This window comes from Streptomyces verrucosisporus (assembly GCF_017114865.1).
GTDB lineage: Bacteria > Actinomycetota > Actinomycetes > Streptomycetales > Streptomycetaceae > Streptomyces > Streptomyces fenghuangensis.
In genome coordinates this window covers 67,932-89,042 of sequence record NZ_JADEYH010000020.1, presented here as the reverse complement: position 1 = coordinate 89,042, position 21,111 = coordinate 67,932, and the positions used below count along the sequence as shown (strand labels likewise).

The following is a 21,111-nucleotide window of genomic DNA, read 5'->3' as shown; positions in this document are numbered from 1 at the left end:
TGGCCGCCGCGGCCCTGCTCACCGCCGAGACGGCGCTCGTCGTCGCCACGTCGGGCCAGGCCGTCGCACTCCCGGCGAAGAAGACCCAGGCCCCGGCCCGGCCGGAGAGCGGGAAGGGACCGCGGAGCGCCGCGGACATCCCGTCGGCGAAGGTGGCGGCGCGGTTGTCGGGCCGGCGGGTCGAGGCGCTGTCCGAGCGGACGGAGACCTCGACGACGTGGGTGAACGAGGACGGCAGCCTGACCACCGAGCTGTCGGCCGGCCCGGTCCGCTTCGAGCGCGACGGCGAGTGGACCGAGGTGGACGTCGAGCTGGTGCGGCGGCCGGACGGCTCGGTCGGGGCCGCCGCCCACCCGGCGGGGCTGAGCCTGGCGGGCAAGGGCGGCGCGCTGCCCACGTCCCTGGCGGCGGCGGAGAAGGCTCCGGCCCGCGACCTGGTGACGCTGGGGGAGGGGGATGAGCAGATCACCCTGCGGTGGAAGGGCGGCCTGCCCGCCCCGACCCTGGAGGGCACCCGCGCCACCTACGCCGGTGCGCTGCCGGACGCCGACCTGATCGTGGAGGCCACCCGGACCGGGTTCGAGCAGTTCGTCGAGATCGACAAGCGCCCCGTGGCGAAGGAGTACTCCTATACGCTGCCGCTGAGGACCGACGGGCTGAAGATCAAGCAGCAGAAGGACGGCAGCCTGCTGTTCACCGACGCCGCCTCCGGCAGGAGGAAACGGGCGGTGATGCCCGCACCGGTGATGTGGGACGCCGCCGTGGACAAGGTCTCCGGCGAGCACACCAACCGGGCCAAGGTCGACTGGGAGATCGTCAAAACCGGCGACGGCGTCGACCTGGTCATCACCCCCGACGCCGACTTCCTCGCCGACCCGGACACCCGGTACCCGGTGACGGTGGACCCCTCCACCTCGGCGCTGTCCAACGTCTTCGACACCTACGTCCAGCAGGGCGAGACGCGGGACTGGTCCACCGACACCGAGCTGGACTGGGGCAACCCCGGCACCACCAATCCGGACGGCACCCCCCGCTACGCACGGTCGTTCATCACCTGGGACACCGCGCCGATCTCCGACGCGCTGGTGACCGGCGCGAAGCTGTCGCTGTGGAACTTCCACTCCGGCAACACCGACTGCAAGCCGTACGAGTGGACGGTCTGGGAGACCGGCGCCCCCTCCACCTCCTCGCGGTGGACCAGCCAGCCGTCCTGGATCGAGCAGTACGCCGCCTCCACCGAGACCCGCGGCAACCCCGGCTGTTCCACCCAGCCCGACGGCTGGATCAACGCCGACGTCACCGGTCTGGTGCAGACGTGGGCGTCGGCGAAGACCTCCCGCGGCCACATGGGCCTGCGCGCCCCGTCGGCCGCCACCGACCAGTGGAAGCGGGTGAACTCCGCCAACGCCGCCGCCAATCCGCCGAAGCTGGTGGTGGACTACAACTACCGGCCGCGCACCGGCACCAAGCAGGAGGCCGGTCCGCCGTACTTCTCCTACGGCGGCGCCTACACGGTCAACACCACCACGCCCACGCTGCGGGACACCTTCGTCGACGCCGACGGGGACAAGGTCAACGGCACCTTCCAGATCTACGACAACGCCACCAACACCCAGGTCGGCGACGTGATCGTCTCCAAGTACGTGCCCAGCGGCCAGGTCGCCTCCGTCACCGTCCCCGCCGGGGTACTGGCCAACGGCAAGACGTACAGGTTCCGCACCAGCCCGTATGACGGGGCGCACTACAACACCGGCTGGTCGGCGTGGAAGACCTTCACCGTCGACACCACGGCCCCCTCCGCCCCCACCAAGATCACTTCCACAGACTACCCGTCGGGTTCCTGGGTCAGGGGCGCCGGGCAGGTCGGCACCTTCACCGTCACCCCGCCCGCCGGCGGCGACCACCACTGGCTGGAGTGGACGCTGGACGGCGTGACCTGGACCAAGGTCGCCACCGGCGGCGCCGGCGCGGACAAGGCCCTCTCCATCGCCCCGCCCAAGGACGGCACCCACACCCTCCAGGTGCGGGCCGTTGACAAGGCCGACAACAAGTCCGAACCGGCCGAGTACACCTTCCACGTTGGACCCGGCGGCTTCCTCCAGCCCGCCGACGGCGAGCGCACCGCCCGCCGCCTGGCGCTGGCCGCCGAGGCCGACGGGGCCAGGTACGACGCCGTGTCCTTCTCCTGGCGCCGCTCCGAAGCCGACGACTGGACGCGCATCCCGGCCGGGGACGTCACCTTGGGCGGCACGGCGCTGACCGCCTGGCCGGTGCCGCTGACGGGCGGCAGGAACGCGCCGCTGAGCTGGGACGCGGCCGGTACGGTCAGCCCGGACGGAGCCATCCGTATCCGTGCCGAGTTCACCGGCCCGGCATCCGCCGCGGGGATCAGCGACCCGCTGACGGTGGTCGTAGACCGCGCCGCCGACAACGCCGCCACGCAGGAGGTGGGACCGGGCTCGGTCAACCTCCTCACCGGCGACTACACCCTGTCCGCTACAGACGTGGCCTCCTACGGCCTCTCCGTCAGCCGGACCGCTTCCTCCCGGACGCCCACCGAGGCGGCCGACCAGCAGGGACAGGCCGCGATCTTCGGGTCGGCCTGGGTGTCGGGTGTGTCCGCGCAGTTGACGGAATCGGACTACTCCCACCTGAAGCGTATCTCCGACACTGCGGTCACGCTCGTCAAGAGCGACGGTACCAAGGTCAGCTTTACAGCGAACACGGCTCGCACTGCCTGGATCTCTGAGCCCGGAGCGGCCGACCTCAGCCTTGGCGGCAGCGTCAGCGCCACCTTCACCCTCAAGGACAGCGAAGGCGTCGTAACCGATTTCGCCAAGACGTCCGCCGGTGTGGACACCTGGCAACTGACCTCCTCGCGCCTCGAAGGTCTCGACGAGACCACCACGACCATCCTGTCCGAGACCGTGCAGGCGGGTGGCAGGAGCGTGGCCCGGCCGGTGCGTATCGTCGCCCCGAGCTCGGCCGTCGACAACGCCACCTGCCTCTCGACGCCAGCCACCAAGGGCTGCCGAGTCCTGGAACTTGTCTACGCAACCTCCACCACGGCCACTGACGGGGCCTTCGGCGATGTGACGGGCCAGGTGCAGGAGATCCGCCTGTGGTCCACCGCCCCTGGCGCCGCCGCAGCCACATCCAAGCCGGTCCAGAAGTATCTGTACGACGGCGCCGCCCGGCTGCGTGAGACCTGGAACCCGCAGATCAGCCCCGCGCTGAAGACTGTCTACGGCTACGACGCGGCGGGCCGGGTCACCGGCCTCACCCCCGCAGGCGAGCTCCCCTGGTCCTTCACCTACGGCCAGGTGGGCAACGCCGCCACCGCCGGACCGGGCATGCTCCTCAAGGCGTCCCGCTCCGGCCTCAAGCAGGGCACCAAGGACGTCCTGGAAGACACCTCGTCCATCACGCTCGTCTACGACGTCCCGCTGACCGGGTCCAAGGCCCCGCACCAGATGGGCGCGAAGGACGTGGAGACCTGGGGCCAGACTGGCGTTCCTACGGACGCCACGGCCGTCTTCCCGGCCGATGCGGTGCCCGTCTCCTCCACCGGCGGTGATCTCGCCGCAGCGGCCTACGGCCGCGCGAGCCTGAGCTACCTCGACGCCTCTGGCCGCACCGTGAACGAGGCCACCCCCGGCGGCCACCTCACGAGCAGTGAGTCCGACCGCTTCGGTAACCCGGTCCGTGAACTGACTGCGGGTAACCGTTCCATCGCCCTCGGTCTTACCGCCGCGGACCGGGCCGCCCAGGCCGACCTCGGCATTGGACAGCTCGGCAGCGCGGAGCGGGCCCAGTTGCTGTCCACCATCCGCGTCTACGACGCAACGGGAACCCGTGAACTCCAGGAGTTCGGTCCGCTCCGACGGCTCGACCTGACCTCTGACCTCACGTCCGGAACCACCGTCCTGGTGGCGGCGGACACTTCCGTGACCGGACGTGCCTGGACAGTCAGGGAGTACGACGAAGGCCGTCCCACTGACGGCAGCGCCAAGGTCAAGGACCAAATCACCCTCACCACCACCGGGGTCCAGGTGCGCGAGCACCCCACCGTCCACGGTGATACCAGGGCCGAACAGACCGTCTACGACTGGTCCCGCGGCCTGCCGATCAAGAAGATCAAGGACCCGGCCGGTCTGGCCCTGATCACCGACTACCAGTACGACGCCAAGGGCCAGCTGACCAAGGAGACGCCGCCCGGCGCGACCGGCACGGACGCCGCCACCCGCGTGACGGCGTACTGGTCAGCGACCGGCACCGGCGCCTGCCAGGGCCGCCCGGAGTGGGCCGATCTGCTTTGCTCCACGGGTCCCGCAGGCGCCATCACCGGCGGCGGTGCCAACCCCGCCGCGCTGGCCACCAGCACCTACCAGTACGACGTGTGGGGCAACACGGCGGTCATCACCAACACCGCCAACGGTGTCACCCGTACCACCACCACCACCTACGACGGTGCGGGTCGCGCCACCACCGCCACCGTCACCGGTGGCCTGGGCCAGGCCGTCCCCGCGACGACCACGGCGTACGACCCTGCCACCGGCCGGGTCGTAACCGTCAGCTCGGCCTCCGCCGGGACCATCACCAAGGCGTACGACAAGCTCGGCCGCCTGATCTCCTACACCGACGCCGACGGCGGGAGAACCACCACCGAGTACGACCGGCTGGACCGCCCGGTCAAGGTCACCGACAGCGTGCCCTCGACCCAGACCTTCACATACGATCACAGCGTCGAACCCCGTGGTCTGGTCACCGCAATCACCGACTCCGTCGCCGGAACGTTCAAGGGCGCCTACAACGCGGACGGCACGCTGGTCAGTGAGAAGCTGCCCGGCGGATACACCCTGTCGGTCCATACCGACACTGTCGGCTCGCCCATACAGCGCGACTACACCCGGGACAGTGACGGCACCCTCGTCTACGGCAATGTCGTCACCGAGTCCGTCCACAACCAGAACACGAGCAGCGCCGGCTGGTCCGACCAGAAGTTCGGCTACGACGCCGTCGGCAATCTGACCAGCGTGCAGGACACCGCGGGCACGGTGTGCACCCGGCGGATGTACACGTTCGACGGCCGGACCAACCGCACCCGCCTGACCACGGCCAAGGGCGGACCGGGCGAGGACTGCCCAGTCTCCGGCGGGACCACCGTCACCACCGCTTACGACTCGGCCGACCGGGCCGTGGCCGCGGGCTACGTCTACGACGCCTTCGGCCGAACAACCTCCCAGCCGGGTGGCGTCACCACCGGCTACTTCGCGAACGACATCGCGCGGCAGCAGACTACGGCCACCCAGCGGCAGACCTGGACCCTGGACGCCGCGCTGCGCTTCCGCTCCTGGACGGTCGAGAGCAAGACCGGCACCACGTGGACGCAGATCGGCAGCAAGACCAACCACTACAACTGCGATGCGGACAGCCCGCGGTGGATCGTCGAAGACAACACCACCGGAGCGGTCACCCGCAACGTGTCCACCCTCTCCGGCGATCTGTCCGCCACGACGGGCGCGACCGGCGACACGGTGCTCCAGTTCACCACCATCCACGGTGACGTCGCGCTCCAACTGCCGTTGGACACCTCCGTCGCTCCGACGGCACTCGACACCGACGAGTACGGCAACGCCCGCGCGGGCCAGCAGATACCCCGCTACGGCTGGCTGGGCGCCAAACAGCGGACCGCGGAGACGGTAACCGGCCAGATACTCATGGGCATCCGGCTGTACGATCCGGCGACCGGCCGCTTCCTCTCGGTTGACCCGGTCTTCGGCGGCGGTGACAACCGCTACGGCTACCCCGGCGACCCGGTCAACAAGAACGACCTCGACGGCCGCAAGTGGAAGTGCAAGGCCAAGTGCCAGCTCGCCGGACGCGGTTCGCACTGCACCGGGTACATCTGGGGCGCGGGCTCGGGCCACAGCAAGGAGGAGGCCGCCCGGGATGCCAAGCGCGATACCGTGCACCAGGCCCCCCGCGGCTGCTACGCCCGCCACTGCAGGGCGTACGACTGCACGAAGAACCGTGCCCGCCAGTGGTGGGATAGCAACTACAGCCCGCGTAACATCCACCGCCGCAACCCGCCCAACTGGATGCGCAGGGCCAACCACAACTCGTGGGGCATCCTGTTCCGCAGCGAGGTGTGGCGGGGCACCTACGGCAGCTGGTGTGGCTGCAGCCCCTGATCTGCCCGGAGGACGTCCGAAATGCCCGAGACCGCCCCTGACACCGACCCCGGTGCCAGCCCCGACGCCGACAGCGGTTCCGAGGAGCCGAGGCTCTGGCAGGTGAAGATCGCCGTGATCGCCACCTCCGCCGAGCACGAGGAGCTGATGGACCGCCTGGCGGACGTGCTCTGCCCGGACCCCGATCACGAAGGCCCCTGCCCCGTTCCGTGGGGAATGCACAGTGTCAACGGGGACTCACTGACCGACGAGGAGCGCTCCGCACTCCTCACGGAGATCGAGGAGACCAACTGGGATCCTGAGGAGGACCCGAAGGACGGCGGAGGCCGAGAGCAGTAGCGAGACCGGAGGCCCCCGGACAGTCCGACTGACACTGTTGGTCACTTCGGGGCCTGGCGTGACGTCGGCCTTCAAGACCCGGTCGTGGTCTTGAAGGCCGACTCTCGAAGATTCCGGACAGGAACCGTCGACAACGGTGCCAAATGGCGGGCCCTGCCTGCGGATCTCCCGCCCCGGGAGGGGGTTTACGGGTTTTCCGGAGGTGGAACCGGGTCAGGGGGTGGTCCGGCCCCGCGCCCGGCGTCGACTGCCCCACCACAGGCACCGCCACCAGCCACACCTACGACAGCGCCGACCGCCTCGTCGACTCCGGCCACACCTACGACGCCTTCGGCCGTACCACCACCGCCCCCGGCCAGGGCACCATCGGCTACTACGCCGACGACCTGGTCCACCGGCAGGACCGGCGACACCGTCCTGCAGCTGTCCAACATCCACGGCTACGTGGCCCTCCGGTTCCCGCTGGACACCACCAAGGCGCCCGTCGCCCTGGACAGCGACGAGTACGGCAACCCCCGGGCAGGTCAGCCGGTCACCCGCTGCAACCGGCTCGGCGCCAAGCAGCGTTCCACCGAGACCCTCACCGGCCTCACCCTCATGGGCGTCCGCCTCTACAACCCGGCCACGGGCCGGTTCCTGTCCATCGACCCCGTCTACGGCGGCAACGCCAATGCCTACGAGTATGTCAACGCCGACCCGCTCAACCGCTACGACCTCGATGACAAATGAGGCTGGGCCAAGAACAAGTGGAAGAGATCCAAAAAGGGGACTGTAAAACGTTCGGTGTAACTCCTGATCAAGGAAGATGCACCGATGACCAGTGAGAACGTGACCGAGGCCGAGACCGTCGAGCCGAGTAGGCCGCAGCCGTCGAAGGCCGTGGACGACCGGCTGATCGACGAGCTGGTGGGCCGCGCTCAGGCCGAGGGCCTGCAGCTGACCGGGGAGGGCGGGCTGCTGCAGCAGCTGACCAAGCGGCTGCTGGAGTCCGCCCTGGAGGGTGAGATCACCGACCACCTCGGTTATGACAAGCATGATCCGGCGGGGAAGAACGGCGGCAACTCGCGTAACGGCACCCGGGCCAAGACCGTGCTCACGGACGTCGGCCCGGTGGAGATAGCCGTGCCCCGTGACCGTGAGGGCTCCTTCGAGCCGAAGATCGTCAAGAAGCGGCAGAAGCGCTTGTCCGGCGTGGACGAGATGGTGATCTCGCTGTCCGCGAAGGGGCTGACGACCGGTGAGGTCCAGGCCCACCTGGCCGAGGTCTACGGCGCGGAGGTCTCCCGGCAGACGATCTCCACGATCACCGACAAGGTCATGGACGGCATGGCCGAGTGGCAGAACCGGCCGCTCGATGCGGTCTATCCCGTGATCTTCATCGACGCCATCCACGTCAAGATCCGGGACGGCGCGGTGGCCAACCGGCCGATCTATGTGGCCCTGGCAGTCACCGTCGAGGGCCGGCGGGACATCCTGGGCCTGTGGGCCGGCGACGGCGGGGAGGGCGCCAAGCACTGGATGCACATCCTCACCGAGATCAAGAACCGCGGCGTGAACGACGTCCTCATGCTGGTCTGCGACGGGCTGAGGGGCCTGCCCGACGCGGTCGAGACCGTCTGGCCTCGCACAGTGGTGCAGACCTGCGTGGTCCATCTGCTGCGCAACAGTTTCCGCTACGCCGCCCGCCAGGACTGGGACAAAATCGCCAAGCTCCTCAAGCCCGTCTACACGGCGCCGACCGAGGAAGCCGCACTGGAGCGGTTCGCCGAGTTCGCCGACACCTGGGGCAAGAAGTACCCGGCGGTCGTGCGGCTGTGGGAGAACGCCTGGGAAGAGTTCACCCCGTTCCTGCGCTTCGATGCCGAGATCCGCCGCATCGTCTGCACCACCAACGCGATCGAGTCCGTCAACGCCAGGATCCGGCGGGCGGTCAAGGCCCGCGGACACTTTCCCAACGAAACCGCCGCACTCAAGTGCGTCTACATGGCGATCATGTCGCTGGACCCCACCGGCAAGGGTCAGACCCGCTGGACCAGCCGTTGGAAGACCGCGCTGAACGCCTTTGACATCACCTTCGACGGCCGCCTGTCGGCGGCCCGCCAGTAACCTCAACCACCCCGGTTACACCGAACGTTTGACAGACCCCCAAAAAGTCCCGAGTCGCCAAGTGGGCCTGGCGGAACAAGTGGGACATGGCCGGACGGTGGCGTGAGGGGGTTCCGCGTGCCTCGGCCGCCGAGCGGTTCGCCTGGTTCCTGTCCTGGCTGGCCGCCGGGGTCGTGGTGGTGTTCGCAGTGGGGATCGTCTGCGGCCTGGTCTTCTTCGGAGGAGGCCTCGACGGCCTTCTGGACGGTGCCGTTTCCCTTCTGCTCGATCCGGTCTCCGCCGTGCCGGTGGCGGTTTTGGCGGCCTGGTGCGCGCTGTCCCCGGTGGTGTGGCCGGTCAGGGGGCTTTATCTGTGGTGCCGGAGTCTGCGCCGCGGGAGGCGGCGGCCGACCGACCGTGATCCGGGTCACGCTCCACCGGGTGGCCGGGGGCGCGGCCGTACGATGGGCAAGACGGCGCGCATCCCGCCCCGGGAGCGCGACCCTACCCACCTTCGAGGAGTCGGCACCGTGCTGCGCACCATGTTCAAGTCGAAGATCCACCGTGCCACGGTCACCGAGGCGGATCTCCACTACGTGGGGTCCGTCACGATCGACGCGGACCTGATGGAGGCCGCCGACCTGCTGCCCGGAGAGCTGGTCCACATCGTCGACATCACCAACGGCGCCCGCCTGGAGACCTACGTCATCGAGGGGCGGCGCGGCTCCGGAGTGATCGGGATCAACGGCGCGGCCGCGCATCTGGTCCACCCCGGGGATCTGGTGATCCTCATCAGCTACGCGCAGATGGACGACGCCGAGGCCCGCTCCCACCGGCCCGCGGTGGTGCACGTCGACGCCGACAACCGCATCGTGGAGCTGGGCAGCGACCCGTCCGAGCCGGTGCCCGGCAGCGACACGGTGCGCAGCCCGATGGCCATGGTCTGACCGCCCGGCGCGGCACTCCCGCCCGCGCGCGAGGGCCCCGCCGCTTCCCTTCGGGGAAGCGGCGGGGCCCTTTGCGTACCGTCTCCGGCGCGCTCAGTTCTTGCCGGCGAACTTCTCGCTGACGCCCTCCAGGACGCCCTCGGCCTCCTCGCCCAGCCGCGGACCGGCCAGCCAGGTGTGGTCGATCGTGCCGATGGAGGTGACCGACACCAGCCTCTGCTCACCGGAGCCCTTCCCGGCGAACCAGCCGCCGCCGGAGGAGCCGCCGGTCATGGTGCAGCCGATGCGGTACATCGTGGACTCCGACTCGCTCAGGGTCAGCCGGCCCGGGCGGTCGGTGCAGGTGTGCATGGTGAGCCCGTCGAAGGGCGGGGCGGCGGGGTATCCGTAGGCCCGTACCGATGAGAGGGAGGCCACCGGCGGCTTGCCGAAGTCGACCGGTACGGCGGTGCCGACGGTCTCCTCCAGCGACCTGCCGCCCTTGTCCTCGGCCTCCACCCGCAGCACGGCGAAGTCCTGCGAGGCGCCCAGACCGCCGGTCTCGGCGCCGTCGGAGATCCAGTGCTCGGCCGTCTGCGCCCAGGTCGCCCAGAACACGCCGTGCGGCGCGACATCGGTGGGGGAGGCCTGCTCCAGTTCGGAGACCTTCAGCGCCGAGTCGTTGTAGGCGGGCACGAAGACGACGTTGCGGAACCAGCCGCCGGAAGAGCCCGCGTGCACGCAGTGCCCGGCGGTGGCCACCAGGTTGGACTTCCCCGGGCTGCGGGGGTCCTCGACGACGGTGCCGGAGCAGACCATGGGGCCCTTGGGGGTGTCCATGAACACCTTGCCCACCGCCGGTGCGTTCTCCCGGTACGGCGTCGCGACCGGCCGGGCCCTCCTCGGCGCGGGGTCGGGGTCGGTGACGCCCTCGTCGCCCTCACCGCCGGTGCTCCCCTCACCGGTGTCGGGGTCGACCCTGCGGTCATTCTCCTCGGCGTCCTTCATCCGGTCCGGGTCCCACAGGCCCTCGATGATCGGGTTGACGAAGTCCCGGGCCTCACGCAGCCAGTCGTCCTTGTCCCAGTTCCGCCACTCCCCGTTCTTCCACTTCTCGGGGTCGAAGTCCCTCAGGGCCGCGGGCAGTTCCTCCGGCAGACGCAGGTCGTCGATGCCGGGTCCGCCCTTCCCGCCCTCCCCGTCCGGCGCGGTGGCGCTCGGACCGGCCTGCGCACCGGACTCGTCCTCGGCGGGGCCGCACGCGGTGGCGGTGACGGCCAGGGCCGCGGCGATCGCCGCTGCGGCCAGCACGGACCGCCTCCTGCTCGTAGCTGACATGGACTGAGAATCCCCCGAAACGGAACGCCGCACCTGGCGGCCTGTCATGGGCCCCGCCGAACGGGGCGGGCCCCACTATGCCGGTGCTCCGGGGGACGGCGCACGGTGGGTCGGCGGTTCCAACTCTCCCGGTAGGAGCGGATCTTGCTCCGGACCGTGATCCGGCGGGGGCGCCGTCGTTGGTACGGGCGAGGACACGGCGCCGCTCGTACCGGCGCCGTGCCACGGGAACCGGACGACCACGCACCGGTGCGGTGCCCTCACCCCCAGGGAGACTTCCGTGAACGCATGTCCCGCTCCGGACGGGATGACGACGCAGGAGGCGGCGGACCCGGTGGGAGGACGGCCCGCCGGGTCCGCGGGTCCGGCCGCACCAGCCGCACCCGCGGAGCCCGGCGTACCCGGGCAGCCGCGCCGCGCCGTACCGTCGGCGCGTACCGGTGAGCGGGAGGCGGGCGGCCCGCTGGAGCACCCCGACCCGCTGGAGCACCCCGACCCGGTCGCGGCAGCCGACGCCGCGGCCGCCGAGAACCTGCTGCGCTGCTGGGTGCGGGAGAACGGTCTGCCCCGGCCCGGCGGCACCGGCGTCCCAGGGAGACCGGGCGGCTTCGCGGGCGGGGCCGTTCTCCGCGTCGCGCTGGCCTCCTGCGGCCTGGTGCTGCGGGTGCCGGTCCGCCACTGGTCCGCCACCGGCTGGCACCGCTTCGGCCCGCCGGCCCTGGAGGGAGCCGCGCCCGGCACCGCCCCCGTCGACGCCGTGACCCTGGCCGCCCTGCTGGCACGGGAGTCCGCGCACCGCGGCCCCACGGCCTCGGGGTCCGCCGTGGGGGAGGGGGCGGAGCTGGTCGGCCGGGTCGCCGACTCCGTACGCCGTACCGCCGCCTTCCTCGCCGACCGCCGCGCCCGCCCCGAGAGGCCGCCGGCCGCCGACCCGTTCCTGGACGGCGAGCAGTCCCTGGTCCTCGGGCATCCGCTGCACCCGGTGCCCAAGAGCCGCGAGGGCATCACCGACGCGGAGGCACGTGACTGGTCTCCGGAACTGCGCGGATCCTTCCCCCTGCACTGGATGGCCGTCGACCGCTCGGTGCTGGCCTCCGACTCCGCCTGGACCGACCGCGGCCGGACCGTGCCCGCCGAACGGATCGCCGCCGAGCTGGCCGGGCCCGGGCTGCGCCTGCCCGAGGGGACGGTCCCCCTTCCGCTGCACCCCTGGCAGGCCCGCGAGGTGCGCCACCGCCCCGCCGTCGCGGCGCTGTTGGAGGCCGGTCTGCTGCACGACCTCGGCCCGCACGGCGACCCCTGGCATCCGACATCCTCCGTGCGCACCGTCCACCGGCCCGGCGTACCCGCGATGCTCAAGCTCTCGCTGGGCCTGCGGATCACCAACTCCCGCCGGGAGAACCTCCGCAAGGAGCTGCACCGCGGGGTGGAGGTGCACCGGCTGCTGCGCACCGGCCTGGGCGCGCGCTGGCGGGCGGCCTTCCCCGGGCGCCCGGGCTTCGACATCGTGCGCGACCCCGCCTGGCTCGCCGTCGACGACGGCGGCGGGGAGCCGGTGGCCGGACTGGACACCGTAATCCGCCACAACCCCTTCGGGCCCGGTGACGACGCCGTGTGCCTGGCGGGGCTGGCCTCCCCCCGGCCCTGGCCCGGTGATCCCCGTGGCGCGCTCCGCTCCCGGCTGGCGGACGCCGTCACCCGGCTCGCCGCCGGTACGGGACGACCGGTGGCCGCCGTCGCCGTCGAGTGGTTCCTGCGCTACCTCCACACCGTCGTGCGCCCCGTGCTGTGGCTGGATGCCGAGGCGGGCGTCGCCCTGGAGGCGCACCAGCAGAACACCGTGGTCCTGCTCGACGGCGACGGCTGGCCGGTGGGCGGCCGCTACCGCGACAACCAGGGCTACTACTTCCGCCAGTCCCACCGCGCCGCGCTCCGGCGGCGGCTGCCGGGCATCGGCGCCGACAGCGACACATTCGTCGCCGACGAGGTCGTCGACGAGCGCTTCGCCTACTACCTGGGTGTCAACAACATGCTGGGCCTCATCGGGGCGTTCGGCTCCCAGGGCCTGGCCGACGAGGGGCTGCTGCTCGCCGCGCTGCGCCGCTTCCTCGTCGGCGCCGACCGCTCCGGCGACGGCGGCGGCAGGTCGCCGCTGCCCGCCCTGCTGCTGGACTCCCCGGTCCTGCGGTGCAAGGCCAACCTCCTCACCCGGCTGCACGGGCTGGACGAGCTGGTCGGGCCGGTGGACACCCAGTCCGTCTACGTCACCGTCGCCAATCCCCTGGTGAAGCCCTGAACCGCCCGGACCGCCCAGGAGGTACCACCATGACCATCGGTGTTCCACCGGCCCGCACCGTGTCCGCCGTACCCGCCGCACCCCTCGCCGCGCGCGTCCCGGCGGACGTGGCGCTCCCGCAGGCCGCCGGCGCCCCCCGCCCGCGCCCTCCCGCCGGCCCGTCCGCCGCGCGGTACGGCACCGGGCCGGAGCCCGTGTCGCGGCCGGATCCGCTGGACGGCGTCGCCGGCTGGGGGCCGGTCACCACGGCCGCCGGGGTCTTCCGGCTCGTCCCCGTCCGCCCCGAGCACGATCTGCGGCTGATCACCGCCTGGATGAACGACCCCGCGGTGGCTGAGTTCTGGCACCTGGCAGGCCCCGCCGGGACCACCGCCGCGCACCTGCGCGCCCAGACCGGCGGCGACGGGCGCAGCGTGCCGTGCCTGGGGGTGCTCTCCGGCGTCCCCATGAGCTACTGGGAGATCTACCGCGCCGACCTCGACCCGCTCGCCCGGTACCACCCGGTGCGCCCGCACGACACCGGGCTGCACCTGCTGATCGGCGGCGCGGCGGACCGGGGCCGCGGGGTCGGCACGGTGCTGCTGCGGGCGGTCTCGGACCTCGTCCTGGACCGGCGGCCGGCGTGCGACCGCGTCATCGCCGAGCCCGACATCCGTAACGTCCCCTCCGTCGCGGCCTTCCTGCGGGCGGGCTTCCGGCTGGCCGCCGAGGCCGACCTGCCGGGTAAACGCGCCGCCGTGGTGGTCCGCGACCGGGCGCTGCGCCACACCCTGTGACTCCCCAGGGTGGGCCGCGGACCGTACCGGGCACGGCTGTCGGCGCCGCCGCGTAAGGTGGCGGTCCTATGACCAAGCCCGCCCTCACCGACCTCCTCCACGCCGCCGTCACCGCCGTCGGAGGCACCGAGCGACCCGGCCAGGTCGCCATGGCCGAAGCCGTGGCCGAGGCCGTCGACAGCAACGTCCACCTGCTGGTCCAGGCGGGGACCGGGACCGGCAAGTCGCTGGGTTACCTGGTGCCCGCCCTGGCGCACGGCGAGCGCACGGTCATCGCGACCGCGACGCTCGCCCTGCAGCGGCAGCTGGTCGAACGCGACCTGCCGCGCACGGTCGAGGCCCTCCATCCGCTGCTGCGCCGCCGTCCCGAGTACGCCATGCTCAAGGGCCGCTCCAACTACCTGTGCCTGCACCGCCTCCACGAGGGAGTGCCGCAGGACGACGAGGACGGCCTGTTCGATCCCTTCGAGGCGGCGGCCCCCACCAGCCGGCTGGGCAAGGACCTGCTTCGGCTGAGGGACTGGGCGGACGAGACCGAGACCGGCGACCGCGACGACCTCACCCCGGGGGTCTCCGACCGGGCCTGGTCCCAGGTGTCGGTCTCCTCGCGGGAGTGCCTGGGAGCCACCCGCTGCGCCTACGGGGCGGAGTGCTTCGCGGAGGCGGCGCGCGAGCGGGCCAAGCTCGCCGAGGTGATCGTCACCAACCACGCGCTGCTGGCCATCGACGCCATCGAGGGTGCGCCGGTGCTTCCCGGCCACGAGGTCCTGATCGTCGACGAGGCGCACGAACTGGTCTCCCGGGTCACCGGGGTGGCCACCGGCGAGCTGACGCCGGGCGGGGTCAACCGGGCGGTGCGCCGTGCGGCCAAGCTGGTCGACGAGAAGGAGGCCGACCGGCTGCAGACGGCCGCGGAGGGCTTCGAGCGGCTGATGGAGCTGGCGCTGCCGGGCCGACTGGAGGAGGTCCCCGAGGATCTGGGGTACGCCCTGACGGCGCTGCGCGACGCGGCCCGCGCGGTCATCACCGCGCTGGGCAGCACCCGCGACCGGTCCGTCCAGGACGAGGACGCCGTCCGTCGGCAGGCCCTGGCCTCGGTGGAGAACGTCCACGCGGTCGCCGAGCGCATCGTCCAGGGGTCGGAGTACGACGTCGTCTGGTACGAGCGCCACGACCGCTACGGCGCCTCGCTGCGGGTCGCCCCGCTGGCGGTCTCCGGGCTGCTGCGGGAGAAACTGTTCGAGGACCGGTCGGTGGTCCTGGCCTCCGCCACGCTCAAGCTCGGCGGGGACTTCGACGGGGTGGGCGCCTCTCTCGGGCTGAGCGCCGAGGGACGGATCACGGAGACCGGCGGAGCGGCCGAGCACTCCGGGGGCGCCGGAGAAGCGGGAGGCGCGAGCGTCGCCGACGGTGAGGGCGAGGGCGGGGAGGGCGCGGCGGAGACGGACGCCGGGATCCCGCGGTGGCGGGGGCTGGACGTCGGCTCGCCCTTCGACTACCGCAGACAGGGCATCCTCTATGTCGCCCAGCACCTGTCACCGCCCGGCCGGGAGGGCAGCCGCGGCGACATGCTGGACGAGCTGACCGAGCTGGTCCAGGCGGCCGGAGGGCGCACGCTCGGGCTGTTCTCCTCGATGCGGGCCGCCCAGGCGGCGGCCGAGGAGCTGCGCGGGCGGCTGGAGGTGCCCGTGCTGCTGCAGGGTGAGGAGACTCTGGGCGAGCTGATCCGGCGCTTCGCCGCGGACGCCGAGACCTGCCTGTTCGGGACGCTGTCGCTGTGGCAGGGCGTGGATGTGCCGGGCCCGAACTGCCAGCTGGTGGTGATGGACCGCGTCCCGTTCCCGCGCCCCGACGATCCGCTGATGAGCGCCCGGCAGAAGGCGGTGGAGGAGGCGGGCGGCAACGGCTTCATGGCCGTGGCCGCCACCCACGCCGCGCTGCTGATGGCGCAGGGTGCGGGCCGCCTGGTGCGGGCGACGGGGGACCGGGGTGTGGTCGCGGTGCTGGACCCGCGGCTGGCCAGGGCGCGCTACGGGAGTTTCCTGCGGGCCTCGATGCCCGACTTCTGGTACACCACCGACCGCGATCAGGTGCGCCGTTCGCTGGCGGCCATCGACGCCGCGGCCAGGGAGGGCGCGTAGAGCCGGGCAGGCCAGGCAGTGAGGCAGGGGGCAAGGGAAAGACCCCGGCGGGGCTCGGAGCCCCGGGCTTCGCCGGGGTACGGGTGCGAACCGGGCCCCGGGACCGGCGCAGTGGTCCCGGGGCGGCCCGTTCCGGCCGTCGTGCGACCGGTGCCGTGCGGTCGGTGTAGTGCTGCGGCGCGTCAGACGCGCCGCAGCACCGCGACGACCTTGCCGAGGATGGTCGCCTCGTCGCCGGGGATCGGCTGGTAGGCGGCGTTGTGGGGGATCAGCCACACATGCCCGTCCTCGCGCTTGAAGCGCTTGACGGTCGCCTCGCCGTCCAGCATGGCGGCGACGATGTCGCCGTTCTCGGCGACCGGCTGGCGGCGCACCGTGACCCAGTCGCCGTCGCAGATCGCCGCGTCGACCATGGAGTCGCCGACGACCTTGAGCACGAAGAGCTCGCCGTCGCCGACGAGCTGGCGGGGCAGCGGAAAGACGTCCTCCACCGACTCCTCGGCGAGGATCGGGCCTCCGGCGGCGATCCGTCCGACCAGGGGGACGTAGGAGGCGGCGGGCTTGCCGGTGGTGTCGGTGGTCTGGCTGGTGGGCGCGTCCGAGGCGCGCACCTCGTAGGCGCGGGGGCGGTGCGGGTCGCGCCGCAGGAAGCCCTTGCGCTCCAGCGCCATCAGCTGGTGGGCCACGGAGGAGGTGGAGGACAGGCCGACGGCCTGGCCGATCTCCCGCATCGACGGCGGGTAGCCGCGGCGCTGCACCGAGTCGCGGATCACCTCGATCACCCGGCGCTGCCGGTCCGTCAGCCCCGAGCTGTCGGCGCGGATCCCCGGTGGACGGCCGGGCAGCGAGCGGGTCGGCCTGGGAGCCTCCGCGCCGTCGGACGCGCCGTCGGACGCGCCGGGCACGGCGTTTGCTTCCCGCACATGATCGGCCCGGCCCCGGGAACGGTCCCGTGCTGTGATGGTGGCGCTCTCTGCGGTGGTGGTCACGTCGGCCCCTCTCAAGCGGTTCTCCCTGGTTGGACAACGGTATGTGCTTTCGAAAGGTTGCGCCAAACACACGTTCGAGTGAAATTTCGCAGATTGGCTGACGTGCTCGATAAGGGCGGTGTATGGGCTGCGAGTCGCCTCCGATCGCTACGGTAGCCTCTCGTACGTTTGCCGTTCCGGCGTCTCCGACACGCATGGTGTGTTCGTCAACCAGCCACCAGATGTAGTGGTTAGATGTTCTGCGGCTACCCAGAAGTTGTGGTCCCCCGGTCCTGAGGAGTCATGGGCATCACCTATGCTGGTGGCCGCTTTCGAGGCCCGCCCGCCGGGTACTCGAACGCGTGTCCAATGCTGTTCTGCTGCGCCGCTCATGCTGCGCCATCGAGGGTGAAGGAGGGTGGGAAGCGATGCACTGCCCCTTCTGCCGGCACCCCGACAGCCGCGTCGTCGACAGCCGCACCACCGACGACGGCACCGCTATCCGCCGACGCCGCCAGTGTCCGCACTGCTCCCGCCGCTTCACGACGGTGGAGAACGCGTCGTTGATGGTCATCAAGCGGAGCGGGGTCACCGAGCCCTTCAGCCGGGACAAGGTGATCGCCGGAGTGCGCAAGGCCTGCCAGGGACGTCCGGTCACCGAGGACGCGCTCGCCAAACTGGGCCAGCGGGTCGAGGAGGCGGTACGCGCCACCGGCAGCGCCGAGCTGTCCACGCACGACGTCGGGCTGGCCATACTCGGTCCGCTGCGGGAGCTGGACCTCGTGGCGTACCTGCGCTTCGCCTCCGTCTACCAGGCGTTCGACTCGCTGGAGGACTTCGAGGCCGCGATCACCGAGCTGCGCGGGGAGCGGGCCTCGGCCGACGGCGAAGGCGGCACGGCCCCGGGCAGAACCACGGCCGCGGGAGCCGGAGGCCGCGGCGGAGCCGGGGACACCGGAAACGGAAGTGACGGCGGGGGCGAACGTGACGGCGGAGGCGGCGCAAGCCCCACCGCCCCGCCCGCGCCACTGGCCGCCGGGAACTGAGCGGCCCCGCACGGACCGGACCGGAGCGCGTCGCGCTCCGGCCATCGAAACGAACACCACACCCCGGGAAGTGCGGGGTGTGTCAGGGCGTTATGCCTGTACAGGGAGGCGGAATGACAGAGACGACGAGCGACCCGGCACGAGGGGCCCGGTCCAAGGGGACCAAGGCCGCCAAGGGGCTGCGGATCGAGCGCATCCACACCACCCCCGGGGTGCACCCGTACGACGAGGTGGTCTGGGAGCGCCGTGACGTCGTCATGACCAACTGGCGCGACGGCTCGGTCAACTTCGAGCAGCGCGGCGTGGAGTTCCCCGACTTCTGGTCGGTGAACGCGGTCAACATCGTCACCAGCAAGTACTTCCGCGGCGCCGTCGGCACGCCCCAGCGCGAGACCAGCCTGAAGCAGCTCATCGACCGTGTGGTGAAGACCTACCGCGCCGCCGGTGAGAAGCACGGCTACTTCGCCTCCCCGGCCGACGCCGAGATCTTCGAGCACGAGCTGGCCCACGCGGTGCTCCACCAGGTGTTCTCGTTCAACTCCCCGGTGTGGTTCAACGTCGGCACCACCCAGCCCCAGCAGGTCTCCGCCTGCTTCATCCTCTCCGTCGACGACTCCATGGAGTCGATCCTGGAGTGGTACAAGGAAGAGGGGATGATCTTCAAGGGCGGTTCCGGCGCGGGCCTGAACCTCTCGCGCATCCGCTCCTCCAAGGAGCTGCTCTCCTCCGGCGGCAACGCCTCGGGCCCGGTCTCCTTCATGCGCGGCGCCGACGCCTCCGCCGGGACGATCAAGTCCGGCGGTGCCACCCGCCGCGCGGCCAAGATGGTCGTGCTCGACGTGGACCACCCCGACGTCGAGGCGTTCATCGAGACCAAGGTCAAGGAGGAGGAGAAGATCCGCGCCCTGCGCGACGCGGGCTTCGACATGGACCTGGGCGGCGACGACATCACCTCCGTCCAGTACCAGAACGCCAACAACTCCGTCCGCGTCAACGACGCCTTCATGAAGGCCGTCGAGAGCGGGTCGAAGTTCGGCCTGCGCGCCCGGATGACCGGCGAGGCCATCGAGGAGGTCGACGCCAAGGCGCTGTTCCGCAGGATGGCCGAGGCCGCCTGGGCCTGCGCCGACCCCGGCATCCAGTACGACGACACCATCAACCACTGGCACACCTCGCCGGAGAGCGGCCGCATCACCGCCTCCAACCCGTGCAGCGAGTACATGCACCTGGACAACTCCTCGTGCAACCTGGCCTCGCTGAACCTGATGAAGTTCCTGCGCGACGACGACGCCGGCAACCAGTCCTTCGACGCCGAGCGCTTCGCGAAGACCGTCGAGCTGATCATCACCGCGATGGACATCTCCATCTGCTTCGCCGACTTCCCCACCGAGAGGATCGGCGAGACCACCCGCGCCTTCCGCCAGCTGGGCATCGGCTACGCCAACCTCGGCGCCCTGCTGATGGCCACCGGCCACGCCTACGACTCCGACGGCGGCCGGGCGCTGGCCGGTGCGATCACCTCCCTGATGACCGGCACCTCCTACCGCCGCTCCGCCGAACTGGCCGCGGTCGTCGGCGCGTACGAGGGCTACGCCCGCAACGCCGACGCCCACCAGCGCGTCATGAGGCAGCACGCCGACGCCAACACCGGCGCCAAGCGCATGGACGACCTGGACACCCCGGTGTGGGCCGCGGCCACCGAGGCGTGGCAGGACGTGCTCCGGCTGGGCAAGAAGAACGGATTCCGCAACGCCCAGGCGTCCGTGCTGGCCCCCACCGGCACCATCGGCCTGATGATGGACTGCGACACCACCGGCATCGAACCTGACCTGGCCCTGGTCAAGTTCAAGAAGCTGGTCGGCGGCGGCTCGATGCAGATCGTCAACAACACCGTGCCCAAGGCCCTCAAGCGGCTCGGCTACCAGCCCGAGCAGATCGAGGCGATCGTCGAGCACATCGCCGAGCACGGCAACGTCATCGACGCCCCGGGGCTGCGCCCCGAGCACTACGAGGTCTTCGACTGCGCCATGGGCGAGCGTTCCATCTCCCCGATGGGGCACGTGCGGATGATGGCCGCAGCCCAGCCGTTCCTGTCCGGCGCGATCTCCAAGACGGTCAACATGCCCGAATCGGCCACCGTCGAGGAGGTCGAGGAGATCTACTTCGAGGGCTGGAAGCTCGGTCTGAAGGCACTGGCGATCTACCGCGACAACTGCAAGGTCGGCCAGCCGCTCTCCGCCAAGAAGAAGGACGTCAGGGGCGAGACGCAGCCCGAGGCCGAGAAGGTCGTCGAGTACCGCCCGGTGCGCAAGCGCCTGCCCAAGGGCCGGCCCGGCATCACCACCTCCTTCACCGTCGGCGGCGCCGAGGGCTACATGACCGCCAACTCCTACCCGGACGACGGGCTGGGCGAGGTCTTCCTGAAGATGTCCAAGCAGGGCTCGACCCTCGCGGGCATGATGGACGCCTTCTCGATCGCCGTCTCGGTGGGCCTGCAGTACGGCGTGCCGCTGGAGACCTACGTCTCGAAGTTCACCAACATGCGCTTCGAGCCGGCCGGTATGACCGACGACCCGGATGTGCGGATGGCGCAGTCGATCGTCGACTACATCTTCCGCCGCCTGGCGCTGGACTTCCTGCCCTTCGAGACCCGCTCGGCCCTCGGCATCCACTCCGCCGAGGAGCGCCAGCGCCACCTGGAGACCGGCTCCTACGAGCCCGCCGACGACGAGCTGGACGTCGAGAGCCTGGCCCAGTCGGCCCCGCGCCGGGTGGAGCCTCCCAAGACGGTGAGCAGCAACTCCGAGCCGCAGGCCCCGGCCCCGGCGCCGAAGGAGGCGCACAGCTCCACCGAACTGGTGGAGATGCAGCTCGGCCTCAACGCCGACGCGCCGCTGTGCTTCTCCTGCGGCACCAAGATGCGCCGCACGGGCAGCTGCTACCTGTGCGAGGGCTGCGGCTCCACCAGCGGCTGCAGCTGATCCTCGGTGCGGCGGCGGGTA

General features: G+C 71.3%; 10 protein-coding genes and 2 pseudogenes. 10 read left to right on the top strand and 2 right to left on the bottom strand.

The features are described from left to right. Positions 1-14 precede the first annotated feature (14 nt). The 5 genes and pseudogenes from IQ279_RS20435 to panD all read left to right on the top strand — a co-directional run bounded on the left by IQ279_RS20435 (position 15) and on the right by panD (position 9,565). Entirely contained in the window at positions 15-6,194 is a 6,180-nt protein-coding gene (locus IQ279_RS20435) for a DNRLRE domain-containing protein (RefSeq protein ID WP_372445192.1), read from the top strand. Between the two features lie 21 nt (positions 6,195-6,215). Further along, a complete protein-coding gene (locus tag IQ279_RS20430) occupies positions 6,216-6,533 on the top strand; it encodes a hypothetical protein (RefSeq protein ID WP_206350284.1) in 318 nt (105 codons plus the stop codon). Between the two features lie 236 nt (positions 6,534-6,769). Then, positions 6,770-7,259 (top strand): annotated as a pseudogene (locus IQ279_RS28855) (RHS repeat-associated core domain-containing protein); the annotation flags it as partial. Positions 7,260-7,346: 87 nt separating this feature from the next. After that, positions 7,347-8,639 carry an IS256 family transposase gene (locus IQ279_RS20420; protein WP_241028441.1) on the top strand — a complete coding sequence of 431 codons (1,293 nt, stop codon included), beginning with the start codon at positions 7,347-7,349 and terminating at the stop codon, positions 8,637-8,639. Positions 8,640-9,148: 509 nt separating this feature from the next. Next, entirely contained in the window at positions 9,149-9,565 is a 417-nt protein-coding gene (gene panD, locus IQ279_RS20415) for an aspartate 1-decarboxylase (protein ID WP_093662665.1), read from the top strand. 93 nt (positions 9,566-9,658) lie between these two features. Here panD and IQ279_RS20410 read toward each other — a convergent pair whose 3' ends face one another. Continuing rightward, positions 9,659-10,882 carry a trypsin-like serine peptidase gene (locus IQ279_RS20410; protein WP_206350283.1) on the bottom strand — a complete coding sequence of 408 codons (1,224 nt, stop codon included), beginning with the start codon at positions 10,880-10,882 and terminating at the stop codon, positions 9,659-9,661. A 280-nt stretch (positions 10,883-11,162) separates the two neighbouring features. Between IQ279_RS20410 and IQ279_RS20405 the strand changes: the two genes are divergently transcribed. From IQ279_RS20405 to IQ279_RS20395, 3 genes are all read left to right on the top strand, one after another. Continuing rightward, positions 11,163-13,178 carry an IucA/IucC family protein gene (locus IQ279_RS20405; protein WP_307792450.1) on the top strand — a complete coding sequence of 672 codons (2,016 nt, stop codon included), beginning with the start codon at positions 11,163-11,165 and terminating at the stop codon, positions 13,176-13,178. A gap of 29 nt (positions 13,179-13,207) precedes the next feature. Beyond that, positions 13,208-13,954 carry a GNAT family N-acetyltransferase gene (locus IQ279_RS20400; protein WP_206350281.1) on the top strand — a complete coding sequence of 249 codons (747 nt, stop codon included), beginning with the start codon at positions 13,208-13,210 and terminating at the stop codon, positions 13,952-13,954. A gap of 68 nt (positions 13,955-14,022) precedes the next feature. Further along, positions 14,023-16,095 (top strand): ATP-dependent DNA helicase, encoded by a 2,073-nt coding sequence (locus IQ279_RS20395; RefSeq protein ID WP_206350279.1) that lies wholly within the window; start codon positions 14,023-14,025, stop codon positions 16,093-16,095. A gap of 182 nt (positions 16,096-16,277) precedes the next feature. On the opposite strand, the pseudogene lexA reads toward IQ279_RS20395, so the two are convergent. Further along, positions 16,278-16,955: pseudogene (gene lexA / locus IQ279_RS20390) on the bottom strand (transcriptional repressor LexA); the annotation flags it as partial. A 536-nt stretch (positions 16,956-17,491) separates the two neighbouring features. Here lexA and nrdR point away from each other — a divergent pair. Together nrdR and IQ279_RS20380 are read left to right on the top strand one after the other, a co-directional pair. Next, positions 17,492-18,109, top strand: coding sequence for a transcriptional regulator NrdR (gene nrdR / locus IQ279_RS20385; RefSeq protein ID WP_241028439.1), 618 nt, complete (start codon positions 17,492-17,494; stop codon positions 18,107-18,109). Positions 18,110-18,222: 113 nt separating this feature from the next. Continuing rightward, complete coding sequence (locus tag IQ279_RS20380) at positions 18,223-21,090, top strand: vitamin B12-dependent ribonucleotide reductase (protein ID WP_206350275.1); 2,868 nt, start codon at positions 18,223-18,225, stop codon at positions 21,088-21,090. Positions 21,091-21,111 lie beyond the last annotated feature (21 nt).

Bases quoted from the DNA above. Each gene is read 5' to 3' on its own strand.
- IQ279_RS20430 (WP_206350284.1), top strand. From the start codon at position 6,216: ATGCCCGAGACCGCCCCTGACACCGACCCCGGTGCCAGCCCCGACGCC.
- IQ279_RS20420 (WP_241028441.1), top strand. From the start codon at position 7,347: ATGACCAGTGAGAACGTGACCGAGGCCGAGACCGTCGAGCCGAGTAGG.
- IQ279_RS20410 (WP_206350283.1), bottom strand. From the start codon at position 10,882: ATGTCAGCTACGAGCAGGAGGCGGTCCGTGCTGGCCGCAGCGGCGATC.
- IQ279_RS20400 (WP_206350281.1), top strand. From the start codon at position 13,208: ATGACCATCGGTGTTCCACCGGCCCGCACCGTGTCCGCCGTACCCGCC.
- IQ279_RS20395 (WP_206350279.1), top strand. From the start codon at position 14,023: ATGACCAAGCCCGCCCTCACCGACCTCCTCCACGCCGCCGTCACCGCC.
- nrdR (WP_241028439.1), top strand. From the start codon at position 17,492: ATGCACTGCCCCTTCTGCCGGCACCCCGACAGCCGCGTCGTCGACAGC.
- IQ279_RS20380 (WP_206350275.1), top strand. From the start codon at position 18,223: ATGACAGAGACGACGAGCGACCCGGCACGAGGGGCCCGGTCCAAGGGG.